The organism is Marivirga arenosa, from assembly GCF_030503895.2.
GTDB lineage: Bacteria > Bacteroidota > Bacteroidia > Cytophagales > Cyclobacteriaceae > Marivirga > Marivirga arenosa.
In genome coordinates, this window is sequence record NZ_CP129970.2 from 1,755,952 (window position 1) to 1,777,907 (window position 21,956).

The following is a 21,956-nucleotide window of genomic DNA, read 5'->3' on the forward strand; positions in this document are numbered from 1 at the left end:
GCTTTGAAATCAAAGCTATGAGTTGGTATTATACTAGTTTTTTTAAAAGTATAATTCTTATCGAGTTAAGGTTTTAATGCAAACAATAAATTAAAAACATGAAAACTATGAAGAAACTATTAATCATAATCATGCTATGTGCACCCTTTATGATGCATGCTCAAGAGCAAGATTATAAGGAAAGGTTTGAGCAATTAGGAACTATGTTGCCTACTCCTAATTCATATAGAACCGCATCTGGGGCTCCTGGTGAAGACTATTGGCAGCAAAAGGCGGATTACTCTATTAAAGTTAAATTGGATGAGTCATCTAATAAAGTAACAGGTTCAGAAACGGTTACCTATTACAATCAGTCACCACATCCTTTAAATTACCTTTGGTTACAATTAGACCAAAACATGAGGGCAGAAGGATCTGATAGCGAATTAATCAGTACGGCTACGTTTTTCAATGACACTATTCCTGGTAAATATTTAGAGCAATATGTAGCGAATGGTGGTAATTCTTATGATTTCCCTGGTGGTTTTAACATTCAATCTGTTAAAAATGCAAATGGTGAAGCTATGGATTATTTAATCCAAAAAACCATGATGAAAATTCGTTTGCCGCAAGCCTTAAAGCCAGGTGAAAACATCTCTTTTTCTGTTGAGTGGAATTATTTCGTAAATGACAGAATGAAAGGTGGAGGAAGAAGTGGTTATGAATTCTTCGAAAAGGATGGAAATGCGCTATATACTATTGCTCAGTTTTACCCAAGAATGGCAGTTTATAATGATGTTGAAGGATGGCAAAATAAGCAGTTCATAGGCTCAGGTGAGTTTGCTTTAACTTTTGGGGATTATGATGTTGAAATTACAGTTCCTGATGATTTCATTGTTGGCGCAACTGGTATGGTTCAAAACGCTAAAGAAGTATTGACAAAAGATCAGTTCAAGCGTTACGAAAAAGCTTTAAAATCTACTGAACAGACTTTCATTGTTACGGAAGAAGAAGCAATTGAAAACGAGAAAGAGAAATCTAACAAATATGAAACCTGGAAATTCAAAGCTGAAAATGTAAGAGACTTTGGTTTTGCGGCTTCAAGAAAATTCATCTGGGATGGACAAATGGTTGAATTAGAAACTAAAAAACCATTTGCACAATCTTTCTATCCTAAAGAAGGAAATCCATTATGGGAGAAGGAATCTACTAAGGCTGTTAAAAATACTTTAGAGCTATATTCTAAAAGAACTTTCGATTACCCTTATCCACAAGCCACTTCAGTTCATGCAGCTTCTATCGGTATGGAGTATCCAATGATCTGCTTTAACTTTGGTCGTCCAGATGAAAACGGTGAGTATTCAGTAAGAACTCAATTAGGAATGACTTATGTAATCGTGCATGAGGTAGGTCATAATTACTTCCCAATGATTGTGAACTCTGATGAGCGTCAGTGGGCATGGATGGATGAAGGCTTGAACTCATTCTTAGAGTCAAACGTAATGTTCGAATACTATCCTGACTTACCTTACAATGACAATATTCCTCAAGCGGTAACAGGTTATATGAAAAGTAGTAAAGATGCTCAAAGAGCCATTATGACAAACCCTGAGCAGGTATTAAGATTGGGCCCTAATGCTTATTCTAAGCCAGCAGCAGCCTTAAACTTATTGAGAAATACCATCATGGGACCTGAGCTTTTTGATGAATCATTCAAAGCCTATGCGCAAAGATGGATGTTCAAGCACCCAACCCCTGCAGATTTCTTTAGAACTATGGAAGATGCATCAGCTGTTGATTTAGATTGGTTTTGGAGAGGATGGTTCTATACTACTGACCACGTTGATGTAAGTGTTGATGAAGTAAAATACTTCCGAATCGCACAGGATGAGTCAGATATGGAGAAAAATGCTAAAGCACCGAAAGGTGATTTAGGTGAAAAAGAAGAAAAAGAAATGAAAACAGACTTTAGTGAAGGTCCGGATTACATTACAATTTCTGAAACGCCATCTTTCTGGTATGGTGAATACCGTAATAAAGTTGATGATGAAGCAATTGAAGCAAGATACGCTGACAAGCATTTCTATGAGGTAACTTTAAGCAATAAAGGTGGGTTAGTAACACCGTTAATCTTCAATATTGAATATAAAGACGGAACTAAAGAAGAGAAATATATTCCAGCTGAAATCTGGAGGAAAAATGAAGGTAAAACTCGTAAGATGTTAATCCTTGATAAAGAAGTTTCGAAAATAGTATTTGATCCAGAAGGGGAATTAGCTGATACAGATCAAACTAATAATGTTTTCCCTAAAGCTGAGGGTAAAACTAAATTAGATGAGTTTAAAGAAAAGGGCGAGTAAAATCCTCTTAAGTTAAAATTTGAAGCCATCTCATTTATTTGAGATGGCTTTTTTGTTTTTAATCTATCCCCTAGAGGGGATATTAGGGGTGTATTGTTATTTTTTATTCTTTTTTCTTGATAAAAAAGATAGAAGAATCTGGACAATCCGCTACTAGCTAGCAGAAAACCCACATTCTACCGCTGGCCCGTATTTTTTTCTTTCCCACCCACTGAATTAGGTCTAAGCGGACGCTTGAATCAGCTGCAAGATGAAATAGACAACATTAAAATAGTGCAAGCATTCGCTTGTGCTTTAGATAGCATATTTTATGAAGTGGTTTTTTACTGAATCAATTCCTTATTCCCATCATCCAAACCATGCTCAAATTGTAAAGTGATATGACCAATAGAAAAATGGCTTTGCATTAAATTTTCTATTTTTTCTTGTATGGCATGGGTTTCACTTACATTCAAATCATCATTGAGGTCAACATGAGCTTCCATATGAATGGTATACTCATCCAACTGCCAGATATGAATATGATGAATATTCTTTACTTCGGTTAACTTTTCTACTTTCTTAACTATCTCAGGAATATCCACACCTTCCGGTACAAATTGCATTAATATTTTGGCAGAACTCCATAAAAGCTTCCAAGAAGTTGCAATTAGGTATATACCAATTAGGATGGATAAAATACTATCAACCCAAGTAATTCCATAATATTTCATGGCTAAACCTCCCCCTAAAACGGCTACTGAAAAGAGAGTATCGGATAATAAATGCAAAAAAGCAGATTTCATATTCATGCTGTGTTTTGCATCTGAAGCCAAAAAGACAACGCTTAATCCATTTGCTACAATTGCTACAGCTGCTAACCAAATCACCAATTCATTATTTATTTCTAATGATTGTGCAACTTGAAGCCTCTGAATACTTTCTACGATAATGTAAATAGCTACTGCAATGATGACTGCTGAATTGACAAAAGCGGCTAGTACTTCGGCTCTTTTATAGCCAAAAGATTTACTATAGGTAGCTTCCTTACTGGCTAAAATAATGGCTACTAAACTTAAAATAAGAGCGGCTACATCACTGAAATTGTGCATGGCATCGGATATCAATGCCATGGAATTTCCCACTATACCCCCAATTATTTGAGAAGCTGTGATGATAATGTTTAATAAAATCACCCACTTTAATCTGGTCTCTCTCTTCATAAAAATGAAAATATATATTTTTCCACAATTATAAGAGCCAACGGAGATTAAAAGCTATAAGTTAATGCAACAGAGATGCTATTGCTGATAATTCTGCTATGATAATTTTCTTTTTGAAAAGGGATTAAGCTTTGAATTTGTGACTCTGGTTTAATTAAAACCCTAAATTGATTATAGTGATATTGTATACCTGCTGCCAAGGAAAAACCAATACCAGATTGTTGATCTGTACCGTAATCATCGACAGCATTGGTTTGAAAATTTAATAAAGGGCCTGCTTCAGCAAATAGATATTTTAAAATATTGGCATGAAGTAAAAAAGGAACATTTATGGTTTCAACCTTAAAATCCCATGTCTGAAGTTCTCCTGTTGAGGAAATATTTCTCGTTTGCATCCAGTTTTGCTGGTATTGTAAGCCTGAATTCAATGAGAAATGATCATTCAATTTATAGGAATAAACCAAACCTATTTTATTCCCTTTTATATGATGATAAGAAGAAGCACCAGCTAACATAGCAAATCCGGTAGTACCTCCATCATAAATATAGTCGTAAGATATACCAACTGAATGCTTTTGCGCATTTATATAAGATATGCTAATAAAGCTTAATAGGATTAGGCTGAAAAGTTGTTTCATTGATTTTGGTTTAAAGTTCAGTTTACAGACACCTGTAAGTAATGATTGGTTGTTATACAAAAAAGCCCCAGTAAATATTTACTGAGGCTTCAACCTATTCAAATTTAAATTCTATTTTATTTATCTAATTCTAATTGTAATGATTGAGGAGTAGTTTGTAATTCACCTATCTCAATTTTAGAATCTCCCTTAACCGTAATTGTGGCTTTGATGAAATCTTCTTCATTGGCTTTGTAGATGTTATCTACATATTTCTGAGGATTTCTATCAATATAAGGGAACCAAGTAGAGTGAATTTGCACCATCACTTTATGTCCTTTTTTGAAGGTGTGTAAAATATCTTGCAATGCAATTTCAACTTCATCTTCTTCATTAGGTACGAATGGTTTAGGATCAGCAAAGCTGTCTCTGAATCGTCCTCTGAATACCTCTGCTCTTACCAATTGCTGATAATTACCCATCACAATATTATCAGGATTATGCTCATAGCTTTCATGATCTGGTGGATAAACATCAATCAATTTCACAATGAAGTCAGCATCGGTAGAAGAAATAGCCACTTTTAATTTGGCGGCAATTTCACCAGCTAAAGTTAAATCCTCACCTAATTCGTCAGATTCCCATACCAATACATCTGGTCTACGAGCGGCATGTCTTTGATCATCCGTCATATAAGGACGAGGGGTGAAAGTAACAGATTCGGTAAATGAAGTATAAGGTACTGGTTTTGCGGGATCAGAAACATAGCTAAATTCATCATCATTGCTTCCTTCACCGTTTATTAAAAGTTTTCCATTTTTAGCAAAACCTAAAGTTGTTTTTGGAATTTGTGGAGGCCAAACATCAAACTTTTGCCACTCTTTTAATCCCGTATCGAACATATAAGCTTCAGGTAAATCGGGTTTGCCCTTACCATCTCTTAAGAAGTGGTTGAAAAAGGTTCTTTCAATTTCCTTCTGATAAAAGGTAGAAATACTATCTCCAAAGTAAATATGATTTACAGCTTGAAAGCCTTTTTCTCTAGCCCAATCGCCATGACTCCAAGGACCAAACACAATAGTATTGTAAGCATCTGGGCTTGTCTTTTCAATCGTTTTATAAATGTTCAAAGGACCGTATAAATCTTCCGCATCATACCATCCCCCTACAACCATAACCGCATGGTCAATATCATCTAAATGAGGGATAATACTTCTTTTCTGCCAGAATTCATCATAATTAGGGTGCTCCACAGTTTGCTCCCAGAATTCATTATCGAAATGAATTTTCTCAGTGATATTTTTCAGTGGGCCTAATTCTAAATGATAATCATAGCCATCTGCTGCATTAGCTGTTCTCATTCTCATTAAAGCTTCTCTATACCATGATTCAGTTGTAGGCTCTTCTGTTTGATAGCCAAAAACTGGATAAGCAGCAGTATAGGATTGTAAATAAGCTCCATTATGGTGAAAATCATCAAAGAAGAAATCTCCAATTGGCGCTTGCGGAGAACTAGCTTTTAATGCCGGGTGAGCATCAGGTAAAGCAGCGGCTGTATAAAAACCAGGGTAGCTGATACCCCATTGTCCTACTTTCCCATTTGTTTTGCCTTTAAGGTATTTTAACAACCATTCGATAGTGTCATAAGTATCTGAGCTTTCATCAGCTTCTTTTTTATGCTTATTACCTGGGATATTAGGTGTCATATTGGTCCATTCTCCTTCTGACATCCATCGCCCTCTTACATCCTGATAAACGAAAATAAATTTATCCTCCATTAAATATTTTGAAGGCCCTAGTGAACGTTTATAGGCATCAGGTCCGTAGGGAGCAATGCTATAACAAGTCCTTTGCATCATAATAGGATATTCACCTTCTTCTTTTGGGGTGTAGATGGCAGTGTAAAGTCTGGTGCCATCACGCATTGGAATGTAGACTTCTTCCTTATCGTAATTTTCTTTTACATAACTGCTTTCTTCTTTATTCTCCTGAGCTTGTAGACTAGTACTCGTCAAAAAGAAAAAGCTAATTATTAATACTATGTATCTCTTCATTTTAGATAAAGTTTAATTTTGGAATCTTAAGTTAATAAATAAGTCTTTTAGATGAATCAATAGCTTTCAAATTTTGATGGGTGGTTTAAATTAATAGATTCATCAAAAGTCAGATATAACTATTTAAAAATAAAATATTAATAAATTTTGGCAGATGATCATTTAAGTATTAGTTTGAAGGTTTGTAATAACCTTATAAATAATGGAATATAACCAAAACCAATGTTCTCATTGTAATGAGAGTATTTCCTCAGAAGATGTATTTTGCCCTAATTGCGGCTACCCTGAAAATGGGGATCAGAAAGAGAAGGATAAGTTTGAATACAGAATAGAACTTCGAAAAAATGTATTGAATGATGCTAAAAAGAAGTTGAAAAATGTGAAAATTTTACTTTGGGTTCTGGCAGCAATTAATTTAGTATTAGGAATTATTTTTCTGATGCAAGATCTCACTTTTTATGATGGAATTGGACTTATAATTTCTGCCATAGTATTTTCTGCTTGCGTATTTTGGGTTAATAAACAACCACTAACAGGAATATTAGCGGCCTTTATATTTTGGCTACTATTGCAACTTTCTGTAGTTTTTACTGATCCTGCTTTATTGCTAAATGGAATAATACTTAAACTGGTATTTATTGGGATTTTCGTGAAAGGAATTTCATCAGCAAAAGATTATAATGAATACAGTCAAAAATTGCAGACCATAAATGCAAGAAATTAAGCCTGAAGAAATTTCTATTGTAGAGTGCCACAATTGCGGAGCTAAACAAAAAATAAATTATAGATTTTGTAATAAATGTGGTGCTCAAAACATCAAATCCTTTAAGAATAAATTAAAAAAAGACAGAGACTATAGTAAAAATCTGAAGTACTTGGCAATGTATACTTTAATACTATTGCCACTATTAGTGATTTCGTCCTTTACAATGAATGAATTTCACTTATTAGTAATATGGACAATTTCTTTTGCACTACTTGATATAATTTTTGCTTCAATTCAGCCTGAGGTATGGAGACTTTTTAAGATTGGACATTTAAAATTAAAACCACTTTTATTAGTGGTTCTTATAGGTTTGGTGTCAGCAGTGGTTGTCCATGTTAGCGTTGAAAAACTTAATCTTTTCCTAGACTTAGATACTTATAAGTACGATGAAATATTCGGTGGATCAGAGTATTCGTTAATATACGGGATTGTTCTCATTGCTTTATTCCCTGCAATTTTTGAAGAATTGGCATTTAGAGGTTTCATTTTTAATAATTTAGAAAGATTAGCAGGGAAGAAATCTGCAATATGGGGATCCTCTTTTCTTTTTGGTTTAGTACATTTTTCTCTTTTAAGTCTTTATTGGTTAATTCCATTTGGGCTTATTTTAGCTTATTTTCGAAATAAATATAATACTTTACTTTATGGAATTGTTGGTCATTTTGTGCATAATGCAACTATAACCGTGATTGATCACTATCAACTTTTTTAATAAAGCCTCCTTTTTCCCTTCCATCACATTCCCAAAACTGTTTACAGCTAGAACCGTTTGTTTTGTAGTTATAGCAGTAAATTAAGAGCATGAATCAAATATTAGCAGTTCAAAACCTGACCAAAACTTACCAATCAGGTGAAAAGTCATTAACCGTACTTTCAGATATCAATTTTGAAATTGAAGCCGGTAGCAGTTGTGCTATCATTGGTCCATCGGGTAGTGGAAAGACTACGCTTTTAGGCTTATGTGCAGGTTTAGATGAGGCCGGCTCAGGTTCTGTTGTCTTAAATGGAAAGCAATTAGAAAAACTTTCAGAGGATGAAAGAGCTGCTGTTCGAAATGAAGCAGTGGGCTTTATTTTTCAAAGCTTTAATTTACTGCCAACCCTTACGGCTTTAGAAAATGTGATGGTTCCGCTCGAATTACTAGGCAAAAAGAATGTGAAGGAGGTAGCCATTGATTTACTTCAAAAAGTTGGACTAGGAGATAGAATGGATCATTATGCATCTCAATTATCAGGAGGGGAACAGCAAAGAGTTTCTATTGCCAGAGCCTTTGCCAATCAACCGAAGATATTATTTGCTGATGAGCCCACTGGAAATCTAGATGAAGAAACGGGAGCTACCATTGAATCCTTGATTTTCGATCTAAATAAAGAATTAGGCACCACTTTAGTTTTAGTAACCCACGACAATGAACTGGCAGAAAAAACCGACAGAATTCTGCAGTTAAAAGGAGGTAAACTAATTAAGGATACTGCTAAATCAACTTCTCAAGACGCTTAAAATCCATTCTCATGCAAAATTTTAACTGGTTATTGAAAATGGCTTGGCGAGATAGTCGTAGAAATAGATCGCGACTATTCCTCTTTATGAGTAGTATTGTACTCGGTATTGCGGCACTTGTAGCCATCAATTCATTTGGAGATAATCTTACTCAGCAAATCAATTCGGAAGCCAAAGAATTATTAGGAGCAGATGTAGAATTAGAAAGTCGCAGCCCTTTTCCTGATTCTTTATACCAATTTCTTCAAGAGGAAAACTTAATGCTTTCCGAGGAAAGAGCCTTTGCCAGCATGGTGTACTTCCCCAAAAATGGAGGAACTCGATTAATTAATGTAAGAGCAGTAGAAGAAAACTATCCATTTTATGGAGCAATTGAAACGACCCCATTAACCTCTGCTAATAGTTATAATGCAGCACAAAAAGCATTAGTAGATCAATCTTTAATGCTGCAGTTTAATATCAATCCAAATGATTCTGTTCGAATAGGAAATTCAGTCTTTTCTATTGCAGGGGAGATCAATAAAACACCAGGGCAATCTGCCATTACCACTACAGTAGCCCCACCTGTATTTATTCCATTTTCCAAATTAGAAGAAACAGGATTGATGCAAAAAGGGAGTCGCATCAATTATAAATTATACATCAAATTCCCTGATGGAATCGATGATCAAAAATATTTCAATGAGGTACTGAAACCTCGCTTAGAAAAAGAGGAACTACGCTTTGATGATGTGGAGGAAAGAAAACAAGAATTAGGTGATGCTTACTCTGATCTGACCGGTTTCTTAAATCTCACTGCTTTTATTGCCTTATTATTAGGCTGTATAGGTGTGGCGAGTTCCGTGCAAGTTTATGTGAAGGAGAAAGTAAAGTCAGTAGCCATTTTAAGATGCTTAGGGGCCTCTTCTTTACAGGGGATGTACATTTTCTTGATCCAGATATCAGTTATCGGATTGATAGGCTCCATCATTGGGGCAGGAATAGGAAGTAGCATCCAATATTTTTTGCCGCAGCTTTTTGCTGATTTCTTACCCTTTGAAATCGAGTTGAGTTTCAGCCTTAGTTCCTTCCTTCAAGGCATTCTGATTGGTCTTTTAGCCAGTATCCTTTTTGCTTTAGTACCACTATTGCAAATCAGGAAGGTCTCACCTTTAAACGTATTAAGAAGTTTAGGTTGGGGTAAAACTTCAAAAGCAAGTCGATTTGTCTACCTATTAGTAGTACTCTTTGTATTTGGGTTCTCTTATTTACAACTAGAATCTTTAAAGGAAGCCGCAGTATTTACGGTATCTCTATTGATTGCAGCTTTAATTCTGATGGGTGTAAGTCGCTTGATCATCTGGGCTGTGAGAAAATACTTTCCTGAAAAAGCCGCTTTCACCACGCGTCAAGGTTTAGCGAATTTATATCGACCCAATAATCAGACCTTAATATTAGTAGTGACCATTGGGTTGGGTACTGCATTAATTACCACCTTAATGTTAAGTCAGGAATTGCTACTGGATAAAGTGAAGCTAAGCAGCAGTGAAAATCAGCCGAATATGGTGCTTTTCGATATTCAATCAGACCAGGTTGATCAGGTCATTGAAATTACTGAAAAGGATAGCCTTCCTGTGATTCAAGAAGTACCCATAGTAACCATGAAGCTTCACAGTTTGAAAGCTAAATTGGCAGATGATATTAAGGAAGATACCACTTCAGAGGTACGTAACTGGGTATTGGGAAGAGAATATAGGGTAACATATAGAGATAGCTTAATTGATTCTGAAACCATTTTGGAAGGAGAGTGGAAAGGAAAAGTGGAGAATCCAGATGACTCAATTTTCATTTCACTGGATCAAGGCTTAGCGGAAGATATGAAAATTGGGTTAGGAGACCCACTAACTTTCAACGTACAAGGTGCATTAATTCAGTGCTATGTAGGAAGCATAAGAGAAATTGATTGGCAGCGTGTACAAACAAACTTCTTGGTGGTTTTTCCTGAAGGCGTATTAGAACAGGCTCCTAAATTCCATGTATTGCTAACGCGTTATGAAAAGGTAGAGAAGTCTGCTCAATACCAGCAAAAAGTCGTAAGCAAATTTCCGAATATCTCTATTATCGATTTGGACTTGATCTTAAAAACAGTGGACGAGGTCTTAGGTAAAATCTCCTTTGTGATTCAATTTATGGCTTTCTTTTCTATCATAACCGGGATTATTGTATTGATAGGAGCTGTAAATATCAGCAAGTTTCAGCGTATGCAAGAAGCAGTATTGTTAAGGACAATAGGTGCCAGTCGTAAACAAATCATCCGCATAAATCTTATGGAATACTTTTTTTTAGGGAGCATTTCCAGCTTAACCGGAATCATAATTGCTTTACTTTCTGCCTGGGGATTAGCGTACTTCAGCTTTGAAACGGTATTTGTTCCAAATCTATTAGCGGTATTAATTACTTATTTAGCGATTACAGGATTAACCGTATTCATTGGTTTAACCAATAGCCGATCAGTAGTGAATAAACCACCTTTGGAGATATTGAGGAAGGAGGTGTAGATTGATAAATTCAATTATAGATTGCACCCTACAGGAATTTGAATGATGGCAGACAGATAATAGATTTGGCTCTGATAATCCTCAAATGCATAACTCATTCAATGAATGATTAGGAAATAATGAGAAGAATCGGACCAGCTATTCATTAAAAACAAAAAGCGATTCAAGTTTGATCTTAAATCCATTTGTAAAATTAGTAGTAAATGGACTTAAGGTTAATAGTCATTTGTGTTTCAAAACTTAATTTTCAAATTCTTCTACATCATTTAAAAACTCCAAGGCTTTCTTTGTTTTTGGGTCTGTAAATATTTTGATGGTATTTCGTACCCATTTTATATGGAGATTTTTATAAGACAATTTATTTAAGAACCAGAGAAGTGGAATGATCAAAAGAAAGTTGATCACTAAATAGCGAATCACAAAATCCTGCTCTAAATGAATATATATATCAAAACCCAGAAATACATCAAGTCCCACAATTGCATATGACCACCAAACTGGGGCCGAAAGAAAAATCAATTTTAGAAACAATAATCCATGTGAATTTACTAACTCGATTTTTTTTCTGATCTCAATAACTGGTTTTGAAAAATCGATTTGCTGTAATAATACTAGCTGACCAATACTGCCTATCAATGCTATCAGAGTAAATACATGAAGGATGATGCCACTTATTACCAAATGAGTTTGCCCCAAATTATTCGCTACATACCATCCTAGGAAGATAGCTAAAGAACTAAATACCACGACTTCAGAGATTCTAGATACGAGAATTTTCTTTGTTTTATTTTGAGGCTTTTCAAGCTGTAAATGATCCATAGATGACTTATTTAAGCGGAGTGTTTTGTCCAACTTATTATCATAAGCTTCCATTATTTTACTTAATTCATGAGCTTCCATAAGAGTATATTATTTTTGAAATTCTTTTTTTAATTTGAGTTTAAGTCTGCTAATTTTTGTTGCCACGTTGGTCTTTGTTATTCCCAATATGTCCGCTATCTCATCGTATGGCTTTTCTTCTAAATACAATAACATCAAGGCTTTATTTAATTCATTTAGCTTAGCAATGAATTCTTGCAGTGATTTAATATTATGGTCTAATTCTGTTTCGCTTTCATTTTCTTCTGCTATACTGTAGATTGAATCCTCACTATAAAAATCACTTATCGCTAGCCATTTTTTCTCCTTTCTATAAAAGGATATGGCAACATTGAGCGCAATTCGATACATCCAGGTAGAGTATTTGTATGCAGTATTGTATTTGTCGAAAGAGTTCCATAACTGAATAATGATCTCTTGCTCCAAATCCTTTCTGTCTTCTTTATTCCTGCAATATGAATTAACAACTTTATAAATGATCTTTTTATGATCATCAATTGTCGCTAAGAATTCGTCTTTTTTATTATCCGCTATTGGTGACATGCTATGTGAAGGCATTTTTTCATTGAATGAATTTTGATCTTTAGCTTATTATTCGCAGAAATTTCAAAAAATCATACTTTCAATGTACAATTATTTTTATTGCAGAGCGCACAGGCTGAAATGAATGGCAGCGAAAAATAGCCATTTTCAGCTGAAGCTAAAAACGTATAACCTTTCTCGGCCCATTGGAAAAGTTTTCTGATCTCGTCCAGTGGTTTGCTTGTCTGGGATATCAGCTTATCTAAAATTCTCGTAATTTCGTTATGGTGTAATTGAGCATAATCTATTATTGGATCAACTAATTCTTTGACTTGAATCCTTATAGAATTATCTTTAAAGTCTAATGAAATAAACTCTGATTAAATATGTTCTCCAATTTCGGTTTCCAAATCAGGATTTGAATAGACCCACTGTTCAAAGACGGATGCAGAGCTGTCCTTATTTTCAAAAAAGTCTGATAACATTCTGCTGTTCTCGATTTTCATTCAACTTTAACGCATACGTCTAGCTATCGGGCGTTTTGATTGGGAATCTTAGTAATTTGATGACCTTTCATAAATGATTTGATAGCGGATGTTGTGCGTTTGTACTTTATTTACAACTTGTTTTTTACGACTCTTATTTTGTTCTTTATTACAGCGAACATACTTTTTGCTAACATGTAAACTTCAGATGAACCTTTTAAAGGGTTTCCATTATCGTTCGTCTTAAAATTTCTTTCAGCATTTTTAATTGCATCCTCAATAAAAATTGGATGTCTTCTTGAGTCAAATCCACCCTCGTAGCTTTCATTTACTTTTTGCTTCCAACTTTTACAAATATTATCAGATTCAAATTCCTCAAATTTTTCATTTTGATGGAAAAACAACCAAACTTCAAAGCAGGGATTGCTTTCTACAACAAACCATTTGTCTTTTAACTTACAATCTGCTTTAACTTGTTTTATTTGTTCCTTCCGACTGTTTGATTTATCAGGATCGGTATCTAAAACAATCCAAACTTCATCATTTTCTTGTAAAGTAAACTTTGGCTTTTCTCCAATAAAAGAGTTTTCGGCTAGGTCGTAAAGACCTTTAGGGGAATTATTGTCATCTGGATTTAATTTATTTACTTCAACTTTAATACGGGAATCAATTTCTCTGAAATATTCAAAATATTGATATTCCCTCTTTGCACCTTCACAAAAAATGTATAGGCTCTTTGCTTCTCTGCTTGGAGATTGCCTTTCAAAAAGCCTATTTGTTAAAATCATAATCGTGCCATTTTAAGTCTTCCAAATTGCCTAAAAAAGGAATAGAACCATATCTGCCATTTAAATATCCTTTCCTAATATCAATTGTTTTATGTTCTTTAAAATCACTCAATGAATACAAGTCGGTAGAACCATTCATATCTTTTTCTGCGAACCAAATTTCATCTTGTCTAAATATTTCTTGGTCCAACAAGTTAGATTCGTGTGTAGTGAATATCAATTGTCCTCGTGTTTTGTTATCTAAGGAGAATTTTTTAACAAGTTCTTTTATCAAAAGTGGATGTATACTTCTCTCTATTTCGTCAACGATGTAAACCTTCTCCGATGAAATAACATTTTTGAATGCTGGAACAAAGTCCAATAATCTTACTGTTCCATCAGATTCTTCATCCAAATCAAAAAAAGCAGAATTATTACTTGATGAATGCTCAACTTTTAAGGTTTTTACCCAAATTGTGTCATTCTCTTTTACTAAAAGTATTTCATCACCACGTCTACTCGTTAATCCAATCATCTTTTTAGGAGAATCTTCAACAGCCTTCATGAGCTTGTCAAGTTCGTTCTCATTGTCTTCACCAAAAAATTCTCGAATGTTCTTTTTTTCCGTTCCCAATGACGTAATTCCAATATTGAACGAACACATTAAATCTTCTGCGTATTTTTTAAATTCAATATCAGTATCAATTTTATGTGCTAAGGCTCTTGGTTTAGCGTCTGGAGTTATAATTTCTAAAGTTTCAGAAAACCATGCGTAGGCTTTTTTTACATCTTTCAAAAACTTGTTATCCCTATTTGATAATAACTTTAATACGGGCTCATTGGGTTTAACAAACTCCTCTAATAATACACTTTTAAGAACTTGACTTTTTTCGTCATTTTCAAAGTCATCTAAAAATTTGATGGAAGTTTCTTCGTCTACTGTTTTTCTTTCAAAAACTAACTTGTCTTCTTTTCTTCCTAGGCCAGAAACATATAATTCTTCAGTTGATATTTTGTCTTCAGAAAGTACGATTGCGTAATACAAAGGTGTATTATCTTGTATAAACTCTATAGCAAGAATTTGCTCTTTTTGATTGCCAAATTTATACTGAGTATCTTTTAATTTAAATGGAATTTCCTCTCTTGTAATCAATTTTTGAAAATGAAATAAAGACTTAATCAAATTTGATTTTCCAGCTCCATTTGCTCCATAAATAGAGGATAGCTTTAGAATTTCAAAGCCATTTATATCGTACTTATGCTTTTGTAAGGTTTTTAGTCTCTTGTTAGGTATAGTTGTAAACTCTTTTCTTTCGCCAAAAGAGAACATATTTTCTATTACAAATCTTATCAGCATCTTTATACGTGATTATTTCACGCAAAGATAAGGTTTTGCATTAATAAAATCAATAATAAATTGTTTAATTTTTAATTTAAGGTGATAATTTCACGTTACGAGATATAACGCACAACAATTGGCTAGTGACATAAAAGTTGTCACTATACCTTCTATAGTTTTAGATGCAATCTAGTGGATTCTTAATGGTTTTAAAAGTATCCGTAGCAACATGCGTATAAATTTCAGTGTTATGCCCAAGAAGTATTTGAATATGCCTTAAATCTGTTCCTGATTCTAGTAAATGTGTTGCAAATGAGTGTCTTAACATGTGTGGTCGAACTGCTTTCCTTATATTTGCACTTTTTGCTGCTTTTGCAACAATCTGCCTTACGCTGCTTCCACTGTATTGCTGCCCTTTTTTACCTTCAAATAAATAGTATACAGGTTTATATTGTTTATAATATAAGCGCAACTTAAGAAGGAGCTTCTCACTCAAAATACTATATCTGTCATTTTTTCCTTTTCCCTGATTTACTCTTACAGTCATCCTTTTTCCATCTATATTACTAATCTTTAAATTGAGTAATTCTCCTCTTCTCAGTCCTGAAGAATAAAGTAACCTTATGATGCATTGATGTTTAATATTATATGTTTTTTATGCAAATACTGCTAAAAAAGCATAGAAATAGCCTGCTCTACCGGCTCAGTATTTGCTATTTTTATACAGCTTGCTTACTGTGTTTTATGAGCAGTATCCTGGATCAGTTTCCAAGCTATTTCTAAATGTTCTTTAGTCAATTCAGGGTGTCCGCCCACTAAACGTAAAGTGTATTTTCCATTTAGCTTGGTGTGCGTAATAAATATTTTCCCAGTGACATTTACCTGTTTTAGCAGCTGTTCATTGAATTGATTCAGTTCATCCTCATTCATTTTTCCATTATTAAATCGGAAGCATAAAAGGTTAACCGGAACAGGCGCCAGCATTTCAAAATCAGCTGATTTTTCAATCTCTTTTTCCAGCCATTGCGCCCATACAATATGATTGTGAATGATGGATCTTAATTTATCGGCTCCAAATTCGCGCAATACGAACCATAATTTTAAAGCCCTGAACCTTCTACCTAATTGTATGTGCCAGTCCCTATAATTATTCACTTGCTCATCAGCATCTGTTTTTAAATACTCAGGAGTTATGCTATAGGTTTGTTTTAATAAATCAGGTTCTTTCACATAGTAAAGGCTACAGTCAAAGTTTACAAACATCCATTTGTGCGGATTGAAGACCATACTGTCGGCTAATTCCAATCCTTTGCTCATCCATCTATGCTCTGGACAAATTAAAGCTGCACCGGAATAAGCAGCATCTACATGAAACCAGATATGATGTTTTTTGGCAATCTGTCCGATTTTTTCAAGTGGATCAACAGCAGTCGTTCCTGTAGTACCCAACGCTCCCAATATAAAAAGAGGTTCGTAGCCTGAATCTATATCTTTTTGAATTTTTTCTTCCAGCTTTTCAGGAATCATTGCGAAATTCTCATCTACAGGAATTTTGACCAAATTATTAATGCCAAAGCCTGCAATTTTCACATTCTTATCAATGGAACTATGCGCTTGTTCTGAAGCGTAAATTCTGTATCGAGGCATTCGATGAAATCCCTTTTCATTAATTTGAAAATTACAGGCTTTTTCTCTTGCCGTAATCAATGCATTAAAGGTACCGGTAGAGGCAGTGTCCTGAATCGAACCAGTCCAATCTTTAGAAAGGCCAAGCAAATCACGCATCCATTCCATCATGCGGTCCTCTAATTCGGTAGCAGCTGGGGAGGTGAGCCAAACCATTCCTTGAGTACCCAATACAGACATCAACATCTCACCTAATATAGAAGGCTTGCTTTTAGAAGCGGGGAAATAGGCAAAGAAGTTAGGGCTTTCCCAATGGGTGATGCCAGGCATGATTTTATCTTCAAAATCTTTAAATATAGCATTGAAAGACTCAGCGCTCTCAGGGAAGCTCTCAGGGATTTGAGCTTTTATTTCTCCCGGCTTAACCTTTGAAAGGACCGGATATTCTTCTACATTTTCTAAATAATCGGCCATCCAATCTACCATGGCATGGGCATGCTTTCTGAACTCTTCTATCTCCATAATGAATGATTTTCAATGCATTCAAATATAAGCTTTATAATTGTGATGGACGAAACAAAAATGTTGAGTGGTGTATAAATAAAAAAGTCTCTCTAAAATTAAATTCAGAGAGACTTTCTTGAAGAAGTGATAATCTATAATTATTTCTTCTTTTTGTATTTTTGGTTGAACTTCTCCACACGACCTGCAGTATCCAAGAAAATTTTCTTTCCTGTATAAAAAGGGTGAGAAGCTGAACTAACTTCAATTTTTACTACCGGATATTCTTTACCATCATCCATTTTGATAGTTTCATCAGAAGTCATTGTAGACCTCGTTAAGAATTTCACGTCTGCTTGAGTATCCCAGAATACAACTTCTCTGTAATCTGGATGAATTTCTTTTTTCATAACTAATAAATTAAATTATTGATTTCCAACCAATTCTTTTAAAGGAATGCAAAAATAGCAGATGCATTTAATCTTTCCAAACACCTGCTTATTTATTGCTTAACTATTTTAATTATCTTGCAAGCCATAAAGTATTCAATATGAGATTATTATTTACTATCTTTTTCATTTTCTCCACCTCACTTTTGCTTGCCCAGGCTGTAAATGCTCCTCTAAACCGCGATTATTATCATTTATTGGAGAGACTGGAAGTGAAAAGCGGGAAATTTTCTGAAGGGTTTCATGCTTCCATGAAGCCATTCAATAGAAAAGAAATTGCTCAGTTTTTAGATAGTTTAGATACGGGTGATTATAACCGAAAAGATAAATTCAACCATAATTATTTGAAAAATGATAATTGGGAATGGGTTGATAGTGCTGATTACAAAAATGAAAAAGGCATATTTGGGCACATTTATAAAACTAAAGCAGACTTTTTGAATGTTCATAATGATGAATTTGATTTACATATCAACCCCGTTTTAGATTTTTCAATCGGGCAAGAAAGTATCTCTGATAATAGACTTTATACCAATACCCGCGGGCTTGAGGTAAGAGGGCTGATTAATGAAAAGTTAGGATTTTACACTTTCGTAGGTGAAAATCAAGTGGTATTTCCGTCTTATGTGAATGATTATGTAAGCGATTTTAGCGCAGTGCCTAATGAAGGATTTTGGAAGCCTTATGGTGATAATAATGAAGGGGTAGATTTTTTCACTGCTAGAGGATATATCTCATTTCAGGCTACCAAAAGTATTAATTTACAATTTGGTCATGATCGCTTTTTCATAGGGAATGGAGAACGTTCGTTAATTCTAAGCGATTTTTCTCCGGGCTATCTATTTTTAAAAGCTGAGACAAGCATCTGGAAATTGAATTATACCAACCTATTTGGATTACAAACAGCAGATGTTGTGCTAAGAGGGAACCAGCTATCAGGTACACAATATCAGTATCCTCGAAAATTTTTATCGCTTCACCATTTAAGCTATAATATTACGGATAACATCAACATAGGAGTTTTTGAGGCCATCATGTCGGGCGATTCATCAGTCGCTCAAAATCCAATTGATCCGGTTTACTTCAATCCATTAATTTTTTATAGAGCCTTAGAACAACAGGATGGTAGTTCTGGCAACGCTCTTTTGGGTATGGATTTCAGGGCATTATTCTTAAAGCGGTTCAGCTTATACGGTCAACTCGTTTTGGATGAATTCTTAATTGATAATTTAAGACAAGGAGGCTGGTGGGCCAATAAATGGGCGGTTCAGACGGGTTTGAAGTATTTCAATGCTTTTGAAATTCCTAATTTGGATTTGCAGGCTGAATATATTGTAGCAAGACCTTTTATTTATGGGCATGATTCTAATTTCACTAATTATGCGAATTATAAGCAACCATTAGCTCATCCTTTAGGTGCTAATTTTGAAGAGTGGGTGGCTACTTTGCGTTATCAAATCACACCTAGAATTAATTTTCAGGCAAAAGCGGTAATGGCTGAATTTGGAACAGATACTACTGCTGTGGGCCATTTTGGAGGTGATATTTTTAAAACGAATAATACTCGATATACACACATCAATCCTGATACAGGAAGCAGATGGCAATATGGACATACAATTGGTCAAGGAGAACGTAATACCTTACAATTCGTGAAAATGACCTTAAGTTATATGCCGTATCATAATCTCTTCCTTGATTTAAATTATAGTATTAGAAATCAAGAAAGCCAATTTGGTAATAATACCAGTGAGAATAGTTTTTATGGAATAAATCTTAGATGGAATATTCCTAAGCGAGAGAATTTATTTTAATTATTCGGATATAGACTTTTGGGCCATCTCATAGCCATTCTTAAATGCATCTACATATTTTTCAGTATTGGATAAAAATTCAGTACCCAATACGGCAAATAATCCTATAAGAAATCCGATGAACTGGTTTTTGTTAATTCTTTTCATTGGTTAGATAGTTTTTGGCTAAAATTATTAAACATCACAAAAAAATAAAAATGTCCGACTTCATGATCGGACATTTTAATGTATGTAAATTATAATTTACCAAATCGTTCGAAAGCAGCTTTTTCTAATTCCTCTCTGGCATCAGGATGAGAAATCGAAATCAATGCTTTTGCTCTTTCCCTTAAATTTTTACCGTACAAGTTCACGACACCATGTTCAGTTACAATATAATGCACGTGAGCTCTAGTAGTGGTTACACCTGCTCCTTCTTTTAGGAAAGGAACAATTTTACTAACCCCTTTATTGGTAGCAGATGGCATAGCAATAATAGCTTTTCCTCCTTCTGATAGAGATGCACCTCTAATGAAATCCATTTGGCCTCCAACACCAGAGTATTGATATTGCCCAATAGTATCAGCGCAAACCTGACCGGTTAAATCAATTTCAATGGCAGAGTTAATAGCGGTTACCTTTGGATTTTTTCTTATGATGGCAGTATCGTTGGTGTAGGCAGCTTCTTTCATATGAACTACTGGATTATCATCCATAAAATCATATAATTCTTGAGATCCCATGGCGAAACAGGTCACTAATTTGCCCGTTTTGATTTCTTTTTTACGACCATTGATTACGCCACTTTTTACAAGCGGTAATATTCCATCTGAGAACATTTCAGTATGCACTCCTAAATCCTTATGATTTCCTAAATTTAGTAAAGCAGCATTAGGGATTGCCCCAATGCCCATTTGTAGTGTAGCACCATCCTCTACTAAACTCGCTACATTTTCCCCAATTTTATGTTCCACCTCAGTAGGTACAACCACATCGTGTACTCTAATGGGGTCATTCACTTCAATCGCACAATCAATTTGACTAATGTGAATAATCCCGTCACCATGAGTTCTTGGCACATTAGGATTTACCTGAGCAATTACCAACTTTGCCGTTTGAATTGCAGGGATAGTGACATCCACAGAAACCCCTAAGGAACAATAGCCATGTTGGTCTGGAGTTGAGATTTGGATAAAAGCCACATCAAGAGGCAAAATATTTCTTCTGAATAGCCAGTGTACTTCACTTAAAAAAATCGGGATATAATCTCCTTTTCCCTCTGCTATGGCTTTTCGAACATTTCCTGCTACAAAAGCGCTATTAATTTTAAAAGCTTTATAATAGGGTTCTTGAGTATATAAAGCCTGACCTTCTGTATGCAAGTGAAAAAGCTCTACATCTTCTAGCGAATTGTATCTTTCAGACAGCGCATCTACTAACTTTAAAGGAGTCATGGCGGCCCCTTGAATGAATACTCTACTTCCAGATTTAACGTGTGAAACGGCCTCTTCGGCAGTTACTATAGTTAGTGATTCTTTCATAATTCTTTTCTTGTTTGCAGTCGCAAAATTATTAATCACAAATTAAGGATTCTTGAGGAAAACTATCGAAAATAATGATAAATGTCAGGGATTTAATATTAACAAATGTATATCTTAAGGCTGGTAAAAATGTCATTTATATTATGAATGACAATTGAATGTAGTTATGAGATTTTACAAAGCACTGTTATTTCCGATACAATTTCAGATTTTAGCCTATAGCTTACTTTTAGTGGCATTTATTGCTGTATTTATTAATGTATATGTAGCTATTTTATTATTTCTGATTAGTTTTTTAATTTTAACCGCATATTCTGGAATCGAATTCAAAGGGAATAAGTATAGAGAGTTTAATGCGTTTTACTTTATCAAAACTGGAGAATGGAAGGGCTATGAAGGAATTGAGAAAATATTTATTAAGAATTTAAAAACTAGCCAAAGGTTTTATGGAAGGGCAAATACTAGTTCCGTTATCAATGTTGAAAAATATATTGCCTTCCTTAAATTTTCAGATGGTACAACAATTGAATTGAAAACGGCTAAAAAGAAAGCCAAGCTTTTACAAAAACTTGACAGCTTGAAAAGCTATTTACACACCACTATCCAAGATCAATCGAGATAATAGCTGTTAGCTTATTTTTTTAGCTTTTTTATTATCAATCGTTGAAACCCATTCTTTGGCCTCATCTATAGTTGAAAATATTTTATAAGGAACAGGCTGATTTTGGAATGAAAATATAACTTTTAAAACAGCTCGAATAGCAGCATTTGATATTACGTAAGCTGTTCCATTACAATATTTTTCCATTAATTTCCAATGCTCACTTAACCAAGTAGCTTGCTTTTTTTGGTGAGATAATTTGGGGATTCCTGCTTTTCGTGCATCAAAAATTATAGATAAATTTATCCTGTTATCATAAATTTTAGAAAGTTCAGATAAGTATTGATTAAAGTTTTCATCAGTACTTTTCTCACCAGTAAACGTTACCTTAATTAAGGATTCTTCAGAAGAATCTATTGTTGCATATGTTTTCATTTC

The 21,956-nt window shown here is 34.5% G+C and carries 21 protein-coding genes; 7 read left to right on the forward strand and 14 right to left on the reverse strand.

The window, feature by feature from the left end; translation table 11 throughout:
• Nucleotides 1-107: 107 nt before the first annotated feature.
• Nucleotides 108-2,339 (forward strand): M1 family metallopeptidase, encoded by a 2,232-nt coding sequence (locus QYS48_RS07720; protein WP_308358250.1) that lies wholly within the window; start codon nt 108-110, stop codon nt 2,337-2,339.
• A gap of 323 nt (nt 2,340-2,662) precedes the next feature.
• On the opposite strand, the gene QYS48_RS07725 is transcribed toward QYS48_RS07720, so the two are convergent.
• The 3 genes from QYS48_RS07725 to QYS48_RS07735 all read right to left on the reverse strand — a co-directional run bounded on the left by QYS48_RS07725 (nt 2,663) and on the right by QYS48_RS07735 (nt 6,212).
• Nucleotides 2,663-3,541 (reverse strand): cation diffusion facilitator family transporter, encoded by an 879-nt coding sequence (locus QYS48_RS07725; protein WP_308358251.1) that lies wholly within the window; start codon nt 3,539-3,541, stop codon nt 2,663-2,665.
• Nucleotides 3,542-3,588: 47 nt separating this feature from the next.
• Nucleotides 3,589-4,179: an outer membrane beta-barrel protein gene (locus QYS48_RS07730; protein ID WP_308358252.1), complete on the reverse strand. Its 591-nt coding sequence runs from the start codon at nt 4,177-4,179 to the stop codon at nt 3,589-3,591.
• Nucleotides 4,180-4,295: 116 nt separating this feature from the next.
• Nucleotides 4,296-6,212, reverse strand: coding sequence for a CocE/NonD family hydrolase (locus QYS48_RS07735; protein WP_308358253.1), 1,917 nt, complete (start codon nt 6,210-6,212; stop codon nt 4,296-4,298).
• 202 nt (nt 6,213-6,414) lie between these two features.
• Here QYS48_RS07735 and QYS48_RS07740 point away from each other — a divergent pair, with 202 nt between their 5' ends.
• The 4 genes from QYS48_RS07740 (at nt 6,415) to QYS48_RS07755 (ending at nt 11,015) form a co-directional block, all read left to right on the forward strand.
• Nucleotides 6,415-6,936 carry a zinc ribbon domain-containing protein gene (locus QYS48_RS07740; protein WP_308358254.1) on the forward strand — a complete coding sequence of 174 codons (522 nt, stop codon included), beginning with the start codon at nt 6,415-6,417 and terminating at the stop codon, nt 6,934-6,936.
• Entirely contained in the window at nt 6,923-7,690 is a 768-nt protein-coding gene (locus tag QYS48_RS07745) for a CPBP family glutamic-type intramembrane protease (protein WP_308358255.1), read from the forward strand. The genes QYS48_RS07740 and QYS48_RS07745 overlap by 14 nt, the downstream gene beginning before the upstream one ends.
• A gap of 89 nt (nt 7,691-7,779) precedes the next feature.
• Nucleotides 7,780-8,478, forward strand: coding sequence for an ABC transporter ATP-binding protein (locus QYS48_RS07750; RefSeq protein WP_308358256.1), 699 nt, complete (start codon nt 7,780-7,782; stop codon nt 8,476-8,478).
• 11 nt (nt 8,479-8,489) lie between these two features.
• Complete coding sequence (locus QYS48_RS07755; RefSeq protein ID WP_308358257.1) at nt 8,490-11,015, forward strand: FtsX-like permease family protein; 2,526 nt, start codon at nt 8,490-8,492, stop codon at nt 11,013-11,015.
• Between the two features lie 240 nt (nt 11,016-11,255).
• Here QYS48_RS07755 and QYS48_RS07760 read toward each other — a convergent pair whose 3' ends face one another.
• The 8 genes from QYS48_RS07760 to QYS48_RS07795 form a co-directional block, all read right to left on the reverse strand.
• Nucleotides 11,256-11,915, reverse strand: a complete 660-nt coding sequence (locus QYS48_RS07760; RefSeq protein WP_308358258.1) for a hypothetical protein — start codon at nt 11,913-11,915, stop codon at nt 11,256-11,258.
• Nucleotides 11,916-11,924: 9 nt separating this feature from the next.
• Nucleotides 11,925-12,437: a sigma-70 family RNA polymerase sigma factor gene (locus QYS48_RS07765; RefSeq protein WP_308358259.1), complete on the reverse strand. Its 513-nt coding sequence runs from the start codon at nt 12,435-12,437 to the stop codon at nt 11,925-11,927.
• Between the two features lie 359 nt (nt 12,438-12,796).
• Nucleotides 12,797-12,922, reverse strand: a complete 126-nt coding sequence (locus tag QYS48_RS07770) for a hypothetical protein (protein ID WP_302122097.1) — start codon at nt 12,920-12,922, stop codon at nt 12,797-12,799.
• A 110-nt stretch (nt 12,923-13,032) separates the two neighbouring features.
• On the reverse strand, nt 13,033-13,689 hold the full coding sequence (locus QYS48_RS07775; protein ID WP_308358260.1) for an RloB family protein: 657 nt from the start codon (nt 13,687-13,689) through the stop codon (nt 13,033-13,035).
• Nucleotides 13,673-15,025, reverse strand: a complete 1,353-nt coding sequence (locus QYS48_RS07780; RefSeq protein WP_308358261.1) for an ATP-binding protein — start codon at nt 15,023-15,025, stop codon at nt 13,673-13,675. Before QYS48_RS07780 ends, QYS48_RS07775 begins: the two co-directional genes overlap by 17 nt.
• A 160-nt stretch (nt 15,026-15,185) precedes the next feature.
• Nucleotides 15,186-15,650 (reverse strand): tyrosine-type recombinase/integrase, encoded by a 465-nt coding sequence (locus QYS48_RS07785; RefSeq protein WP_308358429.1) that lies wholly within the window; start codon nt 15,648-15,650, stop codon nt 15,186-15,188.
• Nucleotides 15,651-15,739: 89 nt separating this feature from the next.
• Nucleotides 15,740-17,155 (reverse strand): aminotransferase class I/II-fold pyridoxal phosphate-dependent enzyme, encoded by a 1,416-nt coding sequence (locus tag QYS48_RS07790; protein ID WP_308358262.1) that lies wholly within the window; start codon nt 17,153-17,155, stop codon nt 15,740-15,742.
• A 140-nt stretch (nt 17,156-17,295) separates the two neighbouring features.
• Nucleotides 17,296-17,544, reverse strand: coding sequence for a type B 50S ribosomal protein L31 (locus QYS48_RS07795; RefSeq protein ID WP_308358263.1), 249 nt, complete (start codon nt 17,542-17,544; stop codon nt 17,296-17,298).
• A gap of 140 nt (nt 17,545-17,684) precedes the next feature.
• On the opposite strand from QYS48_RS07795, the gene QYS48_RS07800 reads away from it, so the two are divergent.
• Nucleotides 17,685-19,397: a capsule assembly Wzi family protein gene (locus tag QYS48_RS07800; RefSeq protein ID WP_308358264.1), complete on the forward strand. Its 1,713-nt coding sequence runs from the start codon at nt 17,685-17,687 to the stop codon at nt 19,395-19,397.
• Here QYS48_RS07800 and QYS48_RS07805 read toward each other — a convergent pair whose 3' ends face one another.
• The gene (locus QYS48_RS07805; RefSeq protein WP_302102604.1) at nt 19,398-19,544 is read right to left on the reverse strand and encodes a hypothetical protein; all 147 of its coding nucleotides are present in this window, start codon (nt 19,542-19,544) and stop codon (nt 19,398-19,400) included. It lies immediately after the preceding gene.
• Nucleotides 19,545-19,633: 89 nt separating this feature from the next.
• Nucleotides 19,634-20,917, reverse strand: a complete 1,284-nt coding sequence (locus QYS48_RS07810; protein WP_308358265.1) for an acetyl-CoA hydrolase/transferase C-terminal domain-containing protein — start codon at nt 20,915-20,917, stop codon at nt 19,634-19,636.
• A 166-nt stretch (nt 20,918-21,083) separates the two neighbouring features.
• Between QYS48_RS07810 and QYS48_RS07815 the strand changes: the two genes are divergently transcribed.
• Nucleotides 21,084-21,539: a hypothetical protein gene (locus QYS48_RS07815; RefSeq protein WP_308358266.1), complete on the forward strand. Its 456-nt coding sequence runs from the start codon at nt 21,084-21,086 to the stop codon at nt 21,537-21,539.
• Nucleotides 21,540-21,545: 6 nt separating this feature from the next.
• On the opposite strand, the gene QYS48_RS07820 is transcribed toward QYS48_RS07815, so the two are convergent.
• Nucleotides 21,546-21,953 carry an STAS/SEC14 domain-containing protein gene (locus tag QYS48_RS07820; RefSeq protein WP_308358267.1) on the reverse strand — a complete coding sequence of 136 codons (408 nt, stop codon included), beginning with the start codon at nt 21,951-21,953 and terminating at the stop codon, nt 21,546-21,548.
• Between the last annotated feature and the right edge of the window lie 3 nt (nt 21,954-21,956).

What these genes read in the sequence shown, in the direction of transcription:
- QYS48_RS07815 (WP_308358266.1), top strand. Translation starts at nt 21,084, where the DNA reads ATGAGATTTTACAAAGCACTGTTATTTCCGATACAATTTCAGATTTTA.
- QYS48_RS07780 (WP_308358261.1), bottom strand. Translation starts at nt 15,025, where the DNA reads ATGCTGATAAGATTTGTAATAGAAAATATGTTCTCTTTTGGCGAAAGA.
- QYS48_RS07735 (WP_308358253.1), bottom strand. Translation starts at nt 6,212, where the DNA reads ATGAAGAGATACATAGTATTAATAATTAGCTTTTTCTTTTTGACGAGT.
- QYS48_RS07775 (WP_308358260.1), bottom strand. Translation starts at nt 13,689, where the DNA reads ATGATTTTAACAAATAGGCTTTTTGAAAGGCAATCTCCAAGCAGAGAA.
- QYS48_RS07720 (WP_308358250.1), top strand. Translation starts at nt 108, where the DNA reads ATGAAGAAACTATTAATCATAATCATGCTATGTGCACCCTTTATGATG.
- QYS48_RS07810 (WP_308358265.1), bottom strand. Translation starts at nt 20,917, where the DNA reads ATGAAAGAATCACTAACTATAGTAACTGCCGAAGAGGCCGTTTCACAC.
- QYS48_RS07740 (WP_308358254.1), top strand. Translation starts at nt 6,415, where the DNA reads ATGGAATATAACCAAAACCAATGTTCTCATTGTAATGAGAGTATTTCC.
- QYS48_RS07795 (WP_308358263.1), bottom strand. Translation starts at nt 17,544, where the DNA reads ATGAAAAAAGAAATTCATCCAGATTACAGAGAAGTTGTATTCTGGGAT.
- QYS48_RS07750 (WP_308358256.1), top strand. Translation starts at nt 7,780, where the DNA reads ATGAATCAAATATTAGCAGTTCAAAACCTGACCAAAACTTACCAATCA.
- QYS48_RS07800 (WP_308358264.1), top strand. Translation starts at nt 17,685, where the DNA reads ATGAGATTATTATTTACTATCTTTTTCATTTTCTCCACCTCACTTTTG.
- QYS48_RS07755 (WP_308358257.1), top strand. Translation starts at nt 8,490, where the DNA reads ATGCAAAATTTTAACTGGTTATTGAAAATGGCTTGGCGAGATAGTCGT.
- QYS48_RS07820 (WP_308358267.1), bottom strand. Translation starts at nt 21,953, where the DNA reads ATGAAAACATATGCAACAATAGATTCTTCTGAAGAATCCTTAATTAAG.
- QYS48_RS07730 (WP_308358252.1), bottom strand. Translation starts at nt 4,179, where the DNA reads ATGAAACAACTTTTCAGCCTAATCCTATTAAGCTTTATTAGCATATCT.
- QYS48_RS07765 (WP_308358259.1), bottom strand. Translation starts at nt 12,437, where the DNA reads ATGTCACCAATAGCGGATAATAAAAAAGACGAATTCTTAGCGACAATT.
- QYS48_RS07805 (WP_302102604.1), bottom strand. Translation starts at nt 19,544, where the DNA reads ATGAAAAGAATTAACAAAAACCAGTTCATCGGATTTCTTATAGGATTA.
- QYS48_RS07770 (WP_302122097.1), bottom strand. Translation starts at nt 12,922, where the DNA reads ATGAAAATCGAGAACAGCAGAATGTTATCAGACTTTTTTGAAAATAAG.
- QYS48_RS07725 (WP_308358251.1), bottom strand. Translation starts at nt 3,541, where the DNA reads ATGAAGAGAGAGACCAGATTAAAGTGGGTGATTTTATTAAACATTATC.
- QYS48_RS07760 (WP_308358258.1), bottom strand. Translation starts at nt 11,915, where the DNA reads ATGGAAGCTCATGAATTAAGTAAAATAATGGAAGCTTATGATAATAAG.
- QYS48_RS07790 (WP_308358262.1), bottom strand. Translation starts at nt 17,155, where the DNA reads ATGGAGATAGAAGAGTTCAGAAAGCATGCCCATGCCATGGTAGATTGG.
- QYS48_RS07745 (WP_308358255.1), top strand. Translation starts at nt 6,923, where the DNA reads ATGCAAGAAATTAAGCCTGAAGAAATTTCTATTGTAGAGTGCCACAAT.